The organism is Bacillus sp. ES1-5 (assembly GCF_022487605.1).
GTDB lineage: Bacteria > Bacillota > Bacilli > Bacillales > Bacillaceae_G > Bacillus_A > Bacillus_A wiedmannii.
This window is the reverse complement of sequence record NZ_JAKVPU010000001.1, coordinates 1,246,480-1,262,953: the sequence shown is the minus strand read 5'-3', so window position 1 is coordinate 1,262,953 and position 16,474 is coordinate 1,246,480. Positions and strand designations below refer to the sequence as shown.

At 33.7% G+C, this 16,474-nt stretch carries 19 protein-coding genes; 16 read left to right on the top strand and 3 right to left on the bottom strand.

Features of this window, described 5'->3' with window-relative positions; all coding sequences use genetic code 11:
• Window positions 1–182: 182 nt before the first annotated feature.
• Together MKO96_RS06445 and hfq are read left to right on the top strand one after the other, a co-directional pair.
• Complete coding sequence (locus MKO96_RS06445) at window positions 183–401, top strand: aspartyl-phosphate phosphatase Spo0E family protein (protein ID WP_033656016.1); 219 nt, start codon at window positions 183–185, stop codon at window positions 399–401.
• Window positions 402–455: 54 nt separating this feature from the next.
• On the top strand, window positions 456–644 hold the full coding sequence (gene hfq, locus MKO96_RS06440) for an RNA chaperone Hfq (RefSeq protein WP_240587043.1): 189 nt from the start codon (window positions 456–458) through the stop codon (window positions 642–644).
• A 25-nt stretch (window positions 645–669) separates the two neighbouring features.
• On the opposite strand, the gene MKO96_RS06435 is transcribed toward hfq, so the two are convergent.
• A complete protein-coding gene (locus MKO96_RS06435; protein ID WP_000400774.1) occupies window positions 670–1,272 on the bottom strand; it encodes an HD domain-containing protein in 603 nt (200 codons plus the stop codon).
• 172 nt (window positions 1,273–1,444) lie between these two features.
• Here MKO96_RS06435 and MKO96_RS06430 point away from each other — a divergent pair, with 172 nt between their 5' ends.
• The 7 genes from MKO96_RS06430 (at window position 1,445) to MKO96_RS06400 (ending at window position 9,573) form a co-directional block, all read left to right on the top strand.
• Window positions 1,445–2,278, top strand: a complete 834-nt coding sequence (locus tag MKO96_RS06430; RefSeq protein ID WP_240587042.1) for a flagellar motor protein MotP — start codon at window positions 1,445–1,447, stop codon at window positions 2,276–2,278.
• 22 nt (window positions 2,279–2,300) lie between these two features.
• Window positions 2,301–2,978: an OmpA family protein gene (locus MKO96_RS06425; protein ID WP_016134059.1), complete on the top strand. Its 678-nt coding sequence runs from the start codon at window positions 2,301–2,303 to the stop codon at window positions 2,976–2,978.
• 150 nt (window positions 2,979–3,128) lie between these two features.
• Window positions 3,129–3,497, top strand: a complete 369-nt coding sequence (locus MKO96_RS06420) for a response regulator (protein WP_000940570.1) — start codon at window positions 3,129–3,131, stop codon at window positions 3,495–3,497.
• 129 nt (window positions 3,498–3,626) lie between these two features.
• Window positions 3,627–5,630 (top strand): chemotaxis protein CheA, encoded by a 2,004-nt coding sequence (locus MKO96_RS06415; RefSeq protein WP_098650490.1) that lies wholly within the window; start codon window positions 3,627–3,629, stop codon window positions 5,628–5,630.
• A gap of 173 nt (window positions 5,631–5,803) precedes the next feature.
• Window positions 5,804–7,447 carry a flagellar motor switch protein gene (locus MKO96_RS06410; protein WP_240587041.1) on the top strand — a complete coding sequence of 548 codons (1,644 nt, stop codon included), beginning with the start codon at window positions 5,804–5,806 and terminating at the stop codon, window positions 7,445–7,447.
• A gap of 29 nt (window positions 7,448–7,476) precedes the next feature.
• Entirely contained in the window at window positions 7,477–8,829 is a 1,353-nt protein-coding gene (locus tag MKO96_RS06405; protein WP_240587040.1) for a transglycosylase, read from the top strand.
• A gap of 27 nt (window positions 8,830–8,856) precedes the next feature.
• Window positions 8,857–9,573, top strand: a complete 717-nt coding sequence (locus MKO96_RS06400) for a hypothetical protein (RefSeq protein WP_087980051.1) — start codon at window positions 8,857–8,859, stop codon at window positions 9,571–9,573.
• A gap of 33 nt (window positions 9,574–9,606) precedes the next feature.
• Here MKO96_RS06400 and cheR read toward each other — a convergent pair whose 3' ends face one another.
• Both cheR and MKO96_RS06390 read right to left on the bottom strand, forming a co-directional pair.
• Complete coding sequence (gene cheR, locus MKO96_RS06395; protein WP_240587039.1) at window positions 9,607–10,389, bottom strand: CheR family methyltransferase; 783 nt, start codon at window positions 10,387–10,389, stop codon at window positions 9,607–9,609.
• 39 nt (window positions 10,390–10,428) lie between these two features.
• Complete coding sequence (locus MKO96_RS06390; RefSeq protein WP_048566824.1) at window positions 10,429–10,926, bottom strand: hypothetical protein; 498 nt, start codon at window positions 10,924–10,926, stop codon at window positions 10,429–10,431.
• Between the two features lie 143 nt (window positions 10,927–11,069).
• Here MKO96_RS06390 and MKO96_RS06385 point away from each other — a divergent pair, with 143 nt between their 5' ends.
• Genes MKO96_RS06385 through MKO96_RS06355 form a run of 7 tightly spaced genes read left to right on the top strand, consistent with a single transcriptional unit; the run spans window position 11,070 to window position 16,300 of the window.
• Complete coding sequence (locus MKO96_RS06385) at window positions 11,070–11,534, top strand: YaaR family protein (protein WP_000946323.1); 465 nt, start codon at window positions 11,070–11,072, stop codon at window positions 11,532–11,534.
• Between the two features lie 16 nt (window positions 11,535–11,550).
• Entirely contained in the window at window positions 11,551–12,003 is a 453-nt protein-coding gene (locus tag MKO96_RS06380; RefSeq protein ID WP_048561273.1) for a hypothetical protein, read from the top strand.
• A 17-nt stretch (window positions 12,004–12,020) separates the two neighbouring features.
• Window positions 12,021–13,319, top strand: a complete 1,299-nt coding sequence (flgK, locus tag MKO96_RS06375) for a flagellar hook-associated protein FlgK (protein WP_071743550.1) — start codon at window positions 12,021–12,023, stop codon at window positions 13,317–13,319.
• Window positions 13,320–13,360: 41 nt separating this feature from the next.
• The gene (locus tag MKO96_RS06370; RefSeq protein ID WP_048561271.1) at window positions 13,361–14,224 is read left to right on the top strand and encodes a flagellar hook-associated protein 3; all 864 of its coding nucleotides are present in this window, start codon (window positions 13,361–13,363) and stop codon (window positions 14,222–14,224) included.
• Window positions 14,225–14,243: 19 nt separating this feature from the next.
• Complete coding sequence (locus MKO96_RS06365) at window positions 14,244–15,647, top strand: flagellar hook-associated protein 2 (protein ID WP_048561270.1); 1,404 nt, start codon at window positions 14,244–14,246, stop codon at window positions 15,645–15,647.
• A 22-nt stretch (window positions 15,648–15,669) separates the two neighbouring features.
• Entirely contained in the window at window positions 15,670–16,038 is a 369-nt protein-coding gene (locus MKO96_RS06360) for a flagellar export chaperone FliS (protein ID WP_087951926.1), read from the top strand.
• Entirely contained in the window at window positions 16,028–16,300 is a 273-nt protein-coding gene (locus tag MKO96_RS06355; protein WP_001058080.1) for a hypothetical protein, read from the top strand. Before MKO96_RS06360 ends, MKO96_RS06355 begins: the two co-directional genes overlap by 11 nt.
• The last annotated feature ends 174 nt before the right edge of the window (window positions 16,301–16,474 follow it).

The following is a 16,474-nucleotide window of genomic DNA, read 5'->3' as shown; positions in this document are numbered from 1 at the left end:
TATGTTTTTTGTATGGAAAAGGAGCCAGTCTCTTTTGTAATTAGACAAACGCCTGTATGGTCATTTTGATTGTATATTGAGCTAGGGATATGTGAAGAAATCGTTATATATTTTGCGATTTGTTCATAAAAAAACATAAAAATTGTAAAAAAAACCATTTTTATATTTTTTTATGAGAGGATTTGTACTATAATTTTACAAGTAATATTATGGGAAAAGGGAGTTTTAGTAAAGAGATGGAGATGGGAAAATTACACAATAAAATAGAAAACAAAAAAAAAGAGCTAATTCAACTTGTTGCTAGACACGGATTGGAACATGATAAAGTTTTGTTATTTAGCCGAGATTTAGATATACTTATTAATAAGTTTATGAATGTAAAAGATAAAGTACACAAATAAATAATTTATAGTTTTTCATATTAAGATATTTTGTGAAAAAGGAGAGAAAATTATTTGGAACATTTACAAGAAGAGCTATATAAACAAATAAAAGAAGAAAAAGGTATTGTTACAGTTTTTTTAAAAAGTGGCGTTAGAATAGTAGGAGAAATTATTGCGATAGACAAATTTACCGTTTTAATGTTAGTTGATGGAAAACAACAACTGATTTACAAGCAGGCTGTATCAACGATAATGAAATAAGACACTCAATTTGAGTGTCTTTTCATTATCGTTTGCAAGCTTCCACGTCAATGCCGGCAGCTAGTAATTTCTTTTCTCCATCTTGTTCAATCATTTTTTGTAATTTAGATAGGAAAGAATCAAAGTTTGTATGCTTTGCCACTTGGAATGTCATTTTATGCTCAATTGGTAGCCACGTATCAATATCAGCTTCGTTATGCTGAATTTTCACCTCAAGCTTATCAAGTGCGTTGGCAACTTTTGCTTCGTACGTTTCTTTCGCTTCAAACTCCATCCATAAATCATATAATTCCTCACCGAGAGAACCTTTTAATGTTCGTTTAATATTTAAAATTGCTTCTTGCTCATTTTTTTGTTTTTGTAATTGTAATTCATGACTATTCATTGTATCAAAAGCAGGAATATCACCAGCTTCAGCTTCGACTAGGTCGTGAATAATAACCATTTTAAGTAATTTTTCAATATTTACTTTTTGATCTAAATAAGGCTCAACTAAAATGGCCATTAGAGACATGCGCCACGTATGTTCAGCAACGCTTTCTTGACGTCCGTTAGAAAGCCAGCTATGTCGCATTTCATATTTTAGTTTTTCTGCTAGTGCAATGACTTGTAAAATGTTATGTTCCATCGTGATCCTCCTCATATTTCCATACTATAATTCTAATATGGAAATGAAATGTGTCAATTCTATGAGTATATTGCGATAAATAGATGATGAGCGTATAATACTTATTATATGTGAAAACGCATTATTAAAATAAAAAAATGTTTTATAAAAATGAAAAGGGAAGGGCCGGAATATGGGAGACGAAAATCAAGTGTTTGCTAGACCAGAAAGAAAAAAAAGGAAGTTTGATATTTCTAGCCCAGTGGGCATAATAGTAGGTTTTGCTATTGTAATGGCAGCGATTATGATTGGTGGCGGCGGAGTAAAAGCTTTTAAAAACTTTTTAGATGTTTCATCTATTTTAATTGTAATAGGGGGAACAACTGCGACAATTGTTGTGGCATATCGATTTGGAGAAATAAAAAAATATACGAAAAGTATTTTTACTGTTTTACATAGAAAAGAAGAAGATTTAGAACAGTTAACGGATTTGTTTGTCGATTTTTCGAAAAAGTCTAAAAAACACGGTTTGCTTTCTTTAGAAGTTGATGGAGAGCAAGTAGACAATCCTTTTATTCAAAAAGGAATTCGATTAATGTTAAGTGGTTACGATGAAGATGAATTAAAAGAAGTGTTAATGAAAGATGTTGAAACGGAAGTGTATGAGTTAAGAAAAGGGGCAGCATTACTAGATAAAATTGGCGATTTTGCTCCAGCTTGGGGCATGATAGGGACTTTAATCGGTCTTATCATTATGCTTCAAAACTTGCAAGACACATCGCAAATTGGTACAGGGATGGCAGTTGCGATGTTAACGACATTGTATGGATCAGTACTTGCAAATATGATTGCAATCCCTCTTGCTGAAAAAGTGTATCGTGGTATTGAAGATTTATATACAGAGAAGAAGTTTGTTATTGAAGCGATTTCAGAATTATATCGCGGTCAAATTCCTTCTAAATTAAAGTTGAAACTCGATACATATGTATACGAAACAAAGATAAAAAAAGTAAAACGAGCAGCCTAATATTTCAAGGAGTGGTATGGTTATGATGCAACGACCGCAAAAGGGATCGCCTCGTTGGATGACGACTTTTACAGATTTAACGATGTTATTATTAACTTTCTTTGTATTACTAGTTGCTACATCAAAGCAGGATGCAGTAAAATTGTCACAGATGCTTGAAAAGTTTAGTGACGTGGAGCAAGTAGATGCAAAAGTAATGGAAAATACAATACCAGATATTTCACATGAAAAAAATGATGAAAAAATGGTCTCTAAAAAGAGAATGGACGAATTATATAAAAAGTTAAAAGCATATGTAGATAATAACGGTATTAGTCAAGTGAATGTATATCGAGAGGATACGGGAGTAAGCGTCGTTATAGTAGATAATTTAATATTTGATACGGGTGACGCGAACGTTAAACCAGAAGCGAAAGAGATAATAAGTCAATTAGTTGGTTTTTTCCAATCAGTACCAAATCCGATTGTTGTTGAAGGGCATACAGATAGTAGACCTATTCATAATGACAAATTCCCTTCTAACTGGGAGCTGTCTTCAGCAAGAGCAGCAAATATGATTCACCACTTAATCGAAGTGTATAATGTGGATGATAAAAGGCTAGCTGCGGTAGGATATGCAGACACAAAGCCAGTTGTACCAAATGATTCACCGCAAAATTGGGAGAAAAACCGTCGCGTTGTCATTTATATAAAAGAATAGTATATTATTATTTTGATAATAAAATAATAAAAATACGAAAATTCTTTTAAAAAAATATTAAATTTTATCATTTTATTTTGTATAATGAGTGAGAATGATAAGGTGAAATATTAAGATATATTTATACATAGAAGGAGAGAATTAAAAAGAATGGCACATAAAATTTTAGTTGTAGATGATGCGATGTTTATGCGAACGATGATTAAAAACTTATTAAAAAGTAATTCTGAATTTGAAATTATTGGTGAAGCAGAGAATGGAGTAGAAGCAATTCAGAAGTTTAAAGAACTTCAACCGGATATTGTAACATTAGATATTACTATGCCAGAAATGGACGGACTTGAAGCATTAAAAGAAATTATTAAAATTGATTCAAGTGCAAAAGTTGTTATTTGTTCTGCAATGGGACAACAAGGTATGGTATTAGATGCAATTAAGGGTGGAGCAAAAGACTTTATTGTAAAGCCATTCCAAGCGGATCGAGTAATTGAAGCTTTAACAAAAGTAGCAAACAGCTAATATAGAAGGGGTGCCACAAGGAATCTAAACATTGATAGCGGATATGCGTGTGGCCCCCTTTTTTCTTGCTTTAAAACACTAAATTGTTATACATAAATGAAATGTTTGTTAGACAGGTAGGGGATGAAAATGCAAACAGATCTATTAAATATATTTTTTGAGGAATCAGAAGAACATTTACAATCGCTAAATGAAAATGTGCTAACTTTAGAACAAAATCCCACTGATATGGATGTTGTGGGAGAAATATTCCGCTCAGCCCATACATTTAAAGGTATGTCAGCGAGTATGGAATTTACGGAAATGGCGGATTTAACGCATAAAATGGAAAACGTTTTAGATGAAATTCGTCATGGGAATATAGTTGTAAATGCAGAGATTATTGATGTGATTTTTGAGTGCATTGATAATTTAGAGAAGATGGTTGCAGATGTGCAACAAGGCGGAATGGGCAATATTGATGTAATTACAACTAAGCAGAAATTAGAAGCATTATTGAATGGCAATGTAGAAACTCCTGCGGAATATATTGAGCAAGAACTTATAAATAATGATGATGCAGTTTCGCATGAAGTGCATATAACTGTTGAGCAACATGCTATTTTAAAAGCAGTACGTGCAATTATGTGTATTGAGGCACTGCAAAATGTAGGCAATGTACAAAAAACAGTTCCAAGTATTGAAGAAATTGAAGCAGATGCTTTCGGTTTTGAGTTCACAGTATTTATGGATACTGATCAAAGTGAAGAAGAATTAAAACAAGTAGTGCTTCATGTTTCTGAAATTGAGAAAGTAGAAGTGAAGCAAGGACATACGTTAAAAGAAGTAGTCTCGAAAGAATTGGGTACACAAGAAGCTATGCAGGAAGATTTACAAGCGGCTACTCATGTGGAATCAACTAAAGAAGTATCGAAGCAATCTGCTAATGCTACACCTGCTAAAAGCGCTGCAAAAACGAAAAATGGTAAAGTGGAAAATCGTTCCATACGTGTTCAATTAGAAAAAATTGAAAGATTAATGAACATGTTTGAAGAAAGTGTAATTGAGCGTGGTCGTATAGATGAATTGGCACAAGCAATTCAAAACAAGGAATTAATTGAGCATTTAAATCGATTAGGTGATATTTCAAAAGATATTCAAAATGTTCTACTAAACATGCGTATGGTACCAATTGAAACGGTATTCAATCGTTTCCCGCGTATGGTACGTATGTTAGCGAAAGATTTAGGGAAGAAAATCGATTTACAAATTACAGGTGAAGACACCGAAGTTGATAAAATTGTTATTGATGAAATCGGTGATCCACTCGTCCATTTAATTCGTAATGCAATTGATCACGGTGTTGAAACTGTTGAACAACGTCGTGATGCAGGGAAAAATGAGACAGGTACGATTAAATTAGAAGCGTTTCATAGTGGAAATCATGTCGTTATTCAAATTACGGATGATGGAAATGGAATTCATAAAGGGAAAGTATTAGAAAAAGCGATTAAAAATGGTGTTGTAACAGAATCTGAGGCAAATAAATTAACGGACCGTGAAGTATTTGATTTGATCTTCCAACCAGGATTTAGTACAGCTGAAGTTGTATCCGACCTTTCTGGGCGTGGCGTTGGATTAGATGTAGTGAAACATACAATCCATAGTTTAGGTGGACATTTAATTATTGATTCTGAAGAAGGAAAAGGTAGTACATTTAGAATTGAACTGCCATTAACGTTGTCCATTATTCAATCTATGCTTGTTCAAACGAACGATAAACGTTATGCTTTCCCTCTTGGTAATATTGTTGAAGCAATTCGGATTAAGAGAGAAGACATCCAATCCTTACAAGGAAAAGATGTGTTAAATTACCGTAATCAAATTATTGAAGTGAAGCATTTAAGTACTGTATTTGGTGAGAAAACAGTAGATGAGGCGTTTGCGTCATATGATGGTCAAATGGTTCCTGTGTTAATTGTTCGTAATACACATCGCAGCTATGGACTTATTGTAAACACTATTATCGGTCAAAGAGAAATAGTCCTAAAGTCATTAGGTGACTTCTTTGCAGAGAGTTCGAATTATTTCTCTGGTGCGACAATTCTCGGTGATGGACGAGTGGTCCTCATTTTAAACCCAGAAGGTTTATAATAGGAATGAAGGAAAGCTCCCCACTTGTATACAATTGGGGAGCTTTTTGGCTAATCGTTACGAATCTAAAAATGGGAATAAATACATATTAACGTTTTATATAATAAGTTTGTTAAAATAAAATGAGAGTTTATATCATTTGATAGAAAAACAGAAATGAGGAGGCAGAGAAAATGCCTGAGCAACACACAAAAGGGGATACGAGCACAATTGTGCTAGAAAAAGAAAATGAGCATTTAACGCCTCAAGAATGCGATATTCTTGGCGAAATTGCAAATATATCATTTGGTTCAGCTTCGACTGTATTATCAACAATCTTAAATAGGCAAGTAAGTATTACTGCTCCTCGCATAGAATTGGTAGATTTATATGATTCAAGCGACGTCGAAGTTCCACACGTTGTATTAAACATTCATTTTACAAAAGGATTAGATATGGAAAACCTTCTTGTCCTTAAGCAAGATGTTGCATTATCCATTGCTGATTTAATGATGATGGGAACAGGTGAAGTGGAAGACGGAAAAGAACTTGGTGAATTAGAGCTAAGTGCTGTACAAGAAGCGATGAATCAAATGATGGGGTTCGCAGCTACATCTATGTCAGAATTCTTTCAAGATACAGTAGATATGTCTCCGCCGACAATTAAAGTTGTAAAGTTATCAGAAGAAATGGAGAAAATTTCCGAGATTGATGGGAATCAAACGATTGTTAAAGTATCGTTTGATTTAAAGATAGATAATCTTGTAAACTCTAAACTTGTGCAAATTGTTTCAGTTGAACATGCGAAACGAATGGTAAATAAATTAATGCAATTATCTGGTGGAGTAGAAGAAAAAGATGAGCCAGCAGAAGTAGTGGAAACTGAGATTGTAGAAGAACAAGTTGAAAAAGAGCATTTAACACAAGAAGAGAAAGATGTCCTTGGTGAAATTGCAAATATTTCAATTGGTTCAGCTTCAACAGTATTGTCAACACTATTAAATCAGCCAGTTACAATTAGTACGCCCAATGTAGAATCAATCAATGTTCGTCATTATGACGGAGTACCAGTCCCGTTTGTTATTTTAAATGTTGATTTTGTTGAAGGGCTAAAGAATGAAAATGTATTCGTATTTACGAAAGATGTCGCTTTAACAATGGTAGATTTAATGATGATGGGAACAGGGGAAGTTGATCCAGAGAAGGAGCTTAGTGAATTAGAACTGAGCGGTATTAAAGAAATCATGAACCAAATGATGGGGCATGCTGCGACGGCGATGTCAGAAATGTTTCAAGAAAAAATGGACATGACACCACCAAATGTTAAATTCGTAACGTTAAAAGAAGAAATGGAATATTTGGGAGAGTCAATGAAAGTGGATGAACTCGTCCAAATTACGTTCAAGCTTGAAATTGGCGACCTGCTTCAATCGAAAATGTATCAAATTTTACCGATTTCAGAAGCGAAAGAAATGGTAAGAAGACTTCTATATCCAATGATGGAAGAGGAAGAAGAGATTGTTACGGAAGAAATTGAAGAAGAAAAAATTGTAGAACCTGTTGTGCAACCTATTGAATTTAAAGAAGTAAAACAAATAGAACCAGTATACATGGACACATCCATCTTACAAAATGTAGAAATGAATGTGAAATTTGTATTTGGAAGCACAGTGAAAACAATTCAAGATATTTTAAGTTTACAAGAGAATGAAGCGGTTGTACTAGATGAGGATATTGACGAGCCAATTCGTATTTATGTAAATGATGTATTGGTGGCGTATGGTGAACTTGTAAATGTAGATGGGTTTTTCGGAGTAAAAGTGACGAAATCGCTATAAGTCGTTGAAATAGGAGTTTGAGCTAGTAGATGAAAAACGTAAAGTTTTTTCTAATGAGCTGGTTATTCATAAATGTGTGTCTGTTCTTCCCTCTGCAAAGTCAGGCGGAAGAACAAATTGAGCCAGATCAAAAATTAAATGAAATGAATGTGCAAGAAGAAAACAAAGAAGTTCATGGGAAGCCAGAGCAAGTGGAAGTGAATCAAGGTAAAGAGGAACAACAAGAAGTAGCAAATGAACAAGAAATCGAAAAAAAAATAGAAACGGATCAAGGGGTTATTACAGTAAATAAGCCAGAATTAAAAGTTGGCGAAGAAGTGCGGGTTATTGTAGAGCCGAAAGAGCAAAATGTTCAAAGTATAAAAGGTATTTTGCACTTGCCAAAAAAAGGAGATCAGTATGAGCAAGAAAGAATGCTATCGTTTAAGTATGAAGAGGAAACGAAGCGATGGATTGCTCACTACAAGGTCGAAACTTTTGATTTGCAAGGTGATTGGAATCTTCAGCTCATTCAAAGTTCTAAAGAAACTGAGAAAGAAGAGCTTATAGAAAATGAAGTGAAAGTCCCATTTATTCGTATAAATAATGACACGCCAACAATAGATAAAGAACTGCCGAAGTTGCATAAAGTTACTGTTGACGAGGCGAAAGAGAAGCTAATTGAACGGAAACAAGGCGATTCTATACGTGTGCGAGTGAAGGCGACAGACGTAGAATCAGTTGTGAAAGAGGTTCGTGTTACATTAAAAGGGAAAGAAAATAAAGAGATTACATTTTTATTAGATTACAATAAGCGCGACATGGATTGGCAAAAAGTATTTGAAATAACGGATGCGTTGCCAATCGGGACATACGAAATACTTGTAGAGATAGTGGATGCGGCCGGCAATAAACTGGTTGAGGAAAGTGAGTATATCGTTTCTATTTTGGAGCAAAAAACAGAAGAGGATAAAAAGGTAGAAGAACGAAAGAATGAAGATAAATTAGAAGATAAGGAAGAACCTGAGAAAGAACCAGAGAAGCAGGAAGACTCAAAAATAGAGATCCCGCTCCTGGAAGAAAAACCGCCAGTTGTTCAAATTCCGAAGCAAGAAGAGAAAGTAAACGATCTTATAAAAGAACCACTGAAAGAGAAAGAAAAAATTACTTATGTTATAAAAGAGCCTCTCACAGACAACAAGGAAGTAAATAAAGCGAAGGCTCAAAAAGATAAAGATAATAACAATCAAGTCATTTCGAAAAAGAAAGAGAAACAAGAAGAGCCAGAAGATAAGAAAGAAGCTAAAAGTGAACCGGGAATACAAGCTTCTAATGTATTTGCTATCATGTCAGGTTTATTCGTATTGTTTTTAGTTTTAAAAAGTAATAAAGAATGGGGCTAATTATTTCATAGTAGTGGAGGCGCTTAAATGGAAATTAAACGTACGACAATTGAAGATAAGACGCTACAACCATTAAAACAGCCTGCAGCTATTTCGGAACATGAAATTCAGAAAGAACGAAAGCATAGCAATTTAGTGTTTACTGGACAGTCTAAGGTTATTTCGAAAAATAATGAAATAGGGATTTTACTTGCGAGTTTAGGTGATGGAAAGGTTATGAAGGAAATGCTTTCTAAAGAGATGGATACAGTATTACTACTCTTTAAAAAGTTACACACGCTATCTGGAGAAGGAAAGCAAACAGAAAAAATATTTGAACAAGTAATGAGAAGCCTGCAAGGACTTGTGAAACAGGCGCATATAAAAGAACTTCCTTTGTTAGATGGAACGTATGATTTCGCAGAAGTACAACTATCATTTGGTAGAAAGGTACATATTCCGTTATTAGATGTAAGTGCACTCATTTCTAGAGTGGAAAGTGATTCTTCAGAAGGAAATATAAATTTAATGGTAACGGTTATTACTGCTTATATAACGAAATTGTCTAACGAAACCATTTTAATTAGCGTTACAGACCGCACTGCTAAAGAGCGGGATGTAAGCGTATGGAGAGCACTTGCAGAAATGAATATGACACAATTATCACAGGCTTTGAAACATACGATGCAAGAACATAAATGGTCTATGACGTTTCTTTTTCTCTTTGTATGGATTGTTGCTATTATTTTAATTCGAGTTATATAAAAAGGTCGTCACTTTACATTGTGACGACCTCTTTTATATTTTCTCGTAGAAGAATGTATCAAATCTCTGAAGATTATAACGTTCAGGTGTTAAAATTTGTTCGGTACTACCAACAAATAGTACGCCGCCTTTTCGTAAAGAACGACTAAACTTTTCATAAAGTTTTACTCTTGCTTCTTCAGTAAAGTATATCATTACGTTGCGACAAATAATTAAGTCGTAATTTGTATCGAACGACTGCATTAATAGGTCGTGTTGTTTGAACGTGACGTTTTGCTTAATATTTTGATGTAATGAATATATATCATTCTCTTTTGTGAAATGACGCTCTTTCAAATCGATAGGTAATTCTTTTAAAGAACGTTCTGTATATTGACCGCGTTTTGCAGTTTCTAAAATGTGAAAATCAAGATCTGTTGCTTGTATTTCAAAACGAAATGGAGCCAGATGCTTTGATAAAATTAAAGAGAGTGTATATGGTTCTTCACCGGCAGCGCAAGCGGCACTCCATACTTTTAATTTTCCTTTATTTTGTTCGAGTAATTTTGGTAGTGCTTTCGTCTCTAACGTTTGCCAACGTTCTTTATTTCTGAAAAATTCTGAAACGTTAATTGTAATATAATCAATAAAACTTAAAAATAAATTTTGATCAGTACGTAAATTACTTAAAAAATTAGTGTAGTTCTCAAAGCCTTTTCTCGAAATAAAAGCATCGATTCTACGACGCATTCTATCTTGTTTATATGAAGCGATATCCATATTGAATTGTTGTTTAAAACTCGCGATAAAATGATCATAATCTTGTTCAATTATCATATTTATAATAGGCACAATAACGATATTGTGCCTCCCCCTTTACATCATACGGATTTTTTGTTCAAAGTTTTTTTTCATCTGTTTTTCATGTAAACCTGGTAAATCATAAATAACAGCATCAATTCCTGCTTCTTTTGCAACGTCAACGGGAATGACAGATGTATGCTTGTCCCCATTATAAAAACAGAGAACTAAATCGGTATCTTCGATTATTTGTTTTACAAAAAACATATAATCCGATCGGTAAATGGAGTCGGAAGGATGATCAAAAGTAACATACTCGGCTCCATGTCTTTTTAAGTAATCAACGACCTCTTGAAATTCATCTGTTAATGCTTGTAACGGCTGTAGCGTGTAAAGGCATAAATTTTGAGCGAGTCTTTCGTTTTCGATGAAAAAACGAAGAATCTCATTTTCGATAGATTTATAACATAATATGTAAATTTTATGTTTGTGAGCATAGTCAGTTAAAAATTTTTTTATTTCTTCTTGATCTAATGCTGTTAATTGATTTGAACCACAAAGAAAAATATTCATAGATTTGTGCCACCTCATGCTAAATTGTAACATATCTTTTATAAAAAATAACTGCAAAATATTAGTGTTCAGAGTATAATTATAAATAACTGGATTTTACGATTAAGTTTAGGAAGAAATAAAAAAATAAATAGGTGATATATATGCTGCGTTCGATCTCGCATAATCCAATTTTATCGCATATACCGCCTGCTACTCAAATGCCGAAAGAAGCAAATGTCAGGACAGGACTTGCATTTTCGGATAATTTGCATGCAGATCCGAAAAAAGATAAATTGTTAGAACAAATGGAAGCATTTGTCGATAACATTGGAGAAATTAAAGAGAAAATTGAAATGGAATTAACGCTTGATAATGTAATGGAATACAAAAATACAGTAAAATCATTTTTGAATTTTTACGTAGATAATGTATTGCAATATAAAGATGTCATGTCTCGCCATCCGCGTTACGGATATTCACAGAAAATGACGATTGTGAAACAGGCGGAAATGGGATTAAATGAGTTAGAAGATGTTATGAATTTAATTAATACGAAAACGGGACATTTAGAAATGTTAAATCAAATTGGGGAAATCCACGGTTTAATTGTAAATTTAGTCTTGTAAAAGGGAAGGAAGCTATATGTACATACAATTATATGAAAAGCTCGTTATTATTCAAAAAGCATATGAAAACATTCAAGCGCTTGGAGAACAAATATATGAGAATTTAAAACATAAAAATGTAAATGCAGTTCAAAAGTTACAAGTAGAGCAATTGCAGTACATTGATGGTTTAAAAAAGTTATCAAGTTCATTTGAAGAAATGGTTGTTCAGTTTTGTAAAGAACAGGGCGTGGAATCATTTCGCGTAAGTGCGTTATTTTCGTATTTTTCTCATGAAGAAATTGAAAAAATGGAAGAATTACAAAAAAATGTAGCTGAATTAGAAGAGAATGTAAAAATGATTCTTTTGAAAAATCAATATTACTTAAACGTACTATTAAAAACTACAGAAAGTATTGTGGATTCCGTTTCTGAATATAATTTAGAGCGAAACAATAATTCACAAATCTTTATGAACGAACTATTGTAAAGGGGAAGTGAAACATAATGAGACTATCTGATTATAATACGCCGCTATCGGGTTTGTTAGCGGCACAAATGGGATTACAAACGACGAAACAAAATTTATCTAACATTCATACGCCTGGTTATGTGCGTCAAATGGTGAATTACGGATCGGCTGGAGCAAGTCATGGCTATTCACCGGAACAAAAAATAGGTTACGGTGTACAAACGCTAGGTGTTGACCGTATTACAGATGAAGTGAAGACGAAACAGTTTAACGATCAATTATCTCAACTCTCATACTATAACTACATGAATTCGACTTTATCACGTGTAGAATCTATGGTTGGAACGACAGGAAAGAATTCATTATCTAGTTTAATGGATGGCTTCTTTAATGCCTTTCGTGAAGTTGCAAAAAATCCAGAACAACCAAATTACTATGACACATTAATTGCTGAAACTGGGAAGTTTACAAGCCAAGTAAATCGTCTGGCGAAAGGTTTAGATACAGCAGAAGCACAAACGAGAGAAGATATTGAAGCGCATGTCAATGAATTTAATCGTCTTGCTGGCAGCTTAGCGGAAGCGAATAAAAAAATTGGACAAGCAGGTACACAAGTACCAAATCAACTTTTGGATGAACGTGATCGTATCATTACAGAAATGTCTAAGTATGCAAATATAGAAGTGTCTTATGAATCTATGAATCCTAATATCGCGAGTGTTAGAATGAATGGTGTTTTAACAGTAAATGGACAAGATACATATCCACTTCAATTAAATAAAGAAAAGGAACCAATGACTGCTGAAATTTACGGTTCGGAAATTCCTTTAACTAGTGGAGCAATCCAATCAGCGATCGATACGAAAGCGAAGATTGCTAGTTATAAGAAAAACCTTGAAGAATTAATGAGCTCTGTAAAGAATGAAGTGAACACAGTAATGGGAAAAGAGTTCTTCGTTGGAGATCAAGCGAAAGATATGAAATTAAACCCTGAATTTGCAAAAGATGTTTCGAAAATGAAAATATCAGCTGAAACAGCAAATAAACTAGCAGCAATTACAGATGGAAATTATAAAGAAGGTCTTTCTTATAAACAAGCATTAGACCAATTCGTAGTTGGTGTTGCATCTGATAAAAGTGCAGTGAATGCTTATCAAAAAATTCATGGGGATTTATTAGAGGGGATTCAGCAAGAAAAAATGGGTGTTGAAGGTGTGAATATGGAAGAGGAAATGGTTAATTTAATGGCCTTCCAAAAATACTTCGTCGCAAACTCTAAAGCTATCACTACGATGAATGAAGTGTTTGATAGTCTATTTTCGATTATTCGATAAGTGATAGTAATTGATTGGAAATATATAAGGAGGAGATAGAAATGAGAGTATCTACATTTCAAAATGCAAGCTGGGCAAAGAATCAGTTAATGGATTTGAATGTGCAACAACAATACCACCGAAATCAAGTAACTTCAGGGAAGAAAAACCTTTTTATGAGTGAAGATCCACTTGCAGCAAGTAAATCATTTGCAATTCAACATTCATTGGCGAATATGGAGCAAATGCAAAAAGATATAGCGGATTCGAAAAATGTATTAACACAAACTGAAAATACTTTACAAGGTGTTTTGAAATCTTTAACGAGAGCAGATCAATTAACAGTACAAGCATTAAGTGAGCAAAATGGTGAAAAAGAATTGAAAGCAATCGGTGCAGAGATTGATCAAATTTTAAAACAAGTTGTATATTTAGCGAATACGAAAGAGCAAGGCCGTTATATTTTCGGTGGTGATAGTGCAGAGAAGCCACCATTTACAGAAGATGGTACGTATCAAGGTGGACAAAATGATGTGAACTGGCAACTAAATGACGGTTATGAATTAAAAGCATTTCGTAACGGCGAAGCGCTATTATCTCCTGTTATAAATACGTTAAAACAGATGAGCGAAGCGATGCAAAAAGGTGACCAAAAAGCATTACAGCCTTTATTAGGAGAAAATAAGAAAAATTTAGATGGCATCATTAATCGTACAACTGAAGTTGGTTCGACAATGAACACAATGGAGACGTTCAAAACAATTTTAAGCGAGCAAAACCTAGCGCTTCAAGAAAATCGTAAAGAAATTGAAGATGTTGATTTAGCGGTAGCAATCTCTGATTTAGCTTATATAAACGCAACGTATGAAGCAACGCTTAAAGCAGTTAGTACGATGAGTAAAACGAGTATTTTAGACTACATGTAATATACAGGGAGTGAGAAAAATGGCAGGAACAACGATGACAGGTATTGGTGGTAGACAACAGATTTGGAACCTTGGAAATAATATGATCGATACTTCTAACCTAGTAGAATTAGAGCTGCAAGCGTTAGATATGAGGAAAACACCGTATACGAAAGAAAAGAACGATCTTACAAATGATAAACTATTATATACAAGTTTGAAATCGGAATTTAGCTCTTTCACACAAACTTTTAAAAACTTAGCGGCTTTTAAAGGGAATGAAAAAAAAGTAACGACAACGCAAGAAGGCTATATAGATGTAAAAGCTGATGGTGGTGCAATTGCTGGCACTTTTAATATGACGATTACTCAGCTTGCACAGCGTCATCAAATAGCCTCTAATAAGGTTACTGATATAAATGCGAAGCTTCCTAAAGATGAAACAATAAAACTAGGTGATAAAGAACTAAAAGTAACAACTGATATGACATATAAGGATTTAATTAATAAAATTAATGACGGAGATTATGGTGTATCGGCTTATACACTTGGAGATAAAATTTTCATGACCTCGAAAAAAGAAGGGGCAATGAATGAAATTAAATTAGAAAAGACACCACCGAATGTACTTACAGATTTGTTTTATTCGAAAGTGGAAGGAAAAGACCCACTTGCCACGGAAATGAAATTAAATACTATTAACGAAGCATTAGATGCAAAATATACTATTAATGGTATTGAAGGTAAAAGTCCTAGCAATACAATTGAAGCTCTTCCAGGCGTGAAAATTGAATTGTTAAAAGTAACTGAGCCGAAAGTAGAAGGAACATCAGATGCAGGTACAACAACAGAACCAAAAGCAAAAGGCATAGATCTAAAATTCACAGTAAGTGACTCAAACGTAACAGACGCATCAAATATTATTAAAAAGATGGTTGCAGATTATAATAAAGCTGTTGCTACAGTAGATATCTTTGCTGGTAAAGGTGGGGCCTTCCAAGGACAAGCTATTATGCAAAGTGTGCGTCAAGCTATGAACAATGTTGTAACATTTTCACAAGAGGGCAATTACTTATTCTCATTTGGTATTCAATTAAAGCAAGATGGAACGATGGAAGTTAATGATGAAAAATTAACACAAGCACTAAAAGAGAAGCCAGATGCAGCGAAGCAATTTTTCTTTAGTTCTAACGGTTTAGGAAAAATGATGGAAGAACCACTTGATAAGTTATTTGGTGATAAAGGTGTAGTTGGAGAACGAGTAAAAAACATTGATTCACGTGTAAGTGATTTAGATAAAAAGATTAAAGATATTGAGACGCAAAACTTGCAAAAACAAGATGAAATTGTGAAGAAGTATCAAAAGCTAGAAAGTACATTAGCGGCGCTTGATAGCCAATTAAAAACAATTAAAGCAATGACAAAACAAAAAAGTGATGATTAATGAAAGGTAAGGAAGTGATTGTATGCAAGCATGGCAACGTTATATGCAAAATGATATTATGACGAGTAATCCAATTAAAAATACAATTTTTATTTATGAAAGATGTATTGTAGAGTTTCGTAATTTAGAAGAACTGTTGAATGCTTTTAAAATACAAGAAGGAGATGCACTTCTTGAAAAGTTAGAACGTATTTTTGAAGAATTAAAGCTTCAATTAAATCCTGAAATTACAAAAGATTTATATGATAGTCTGTACGGTTTATACGATTGGATTAGCATTCAAATTCAAACGATGAAAGTAACGCGTGAAGCAAAAGACATGGATGCGATTGTGAAAGTGTTACAAGATTTAATAGACGGTTACCGCGGAGCACTTGAAAATGAACAATGATATTTATCGGACGTTTGTCGGCTGTTTTAATGAAATCGGTGAATTGCAAGTGTCAGATGGAGAGTTTGCTGAGAAGAGTGAGATGCTAAATCGCTGGATGATGACATTGGATGAGGAAACACGTGCGCAAGTTGCAGCAGAAGTAAGCCCATTTATTATTAAAGCGGCACAGCATATTCGAGATAAGCAAAAGATTTTGGAAGAAATGATTATGACAAATGATGGGCGCATGAAAGCTAATTCATTTTACGGTAAATTTTAATGATTGAGTTTAGAAACGGATTCCCCTTTTAAGAGGGGATCCATTCCTTTGTTTAAATAAAGACTTCCGCTGATTGAGGTTTCATTTTATGACTGTAATGAAAAAATAGTAGTAATCTAAATAATATGAAAATGAACTTTAGTTTGTAGATCATATATTGAAATGTTTCATAGA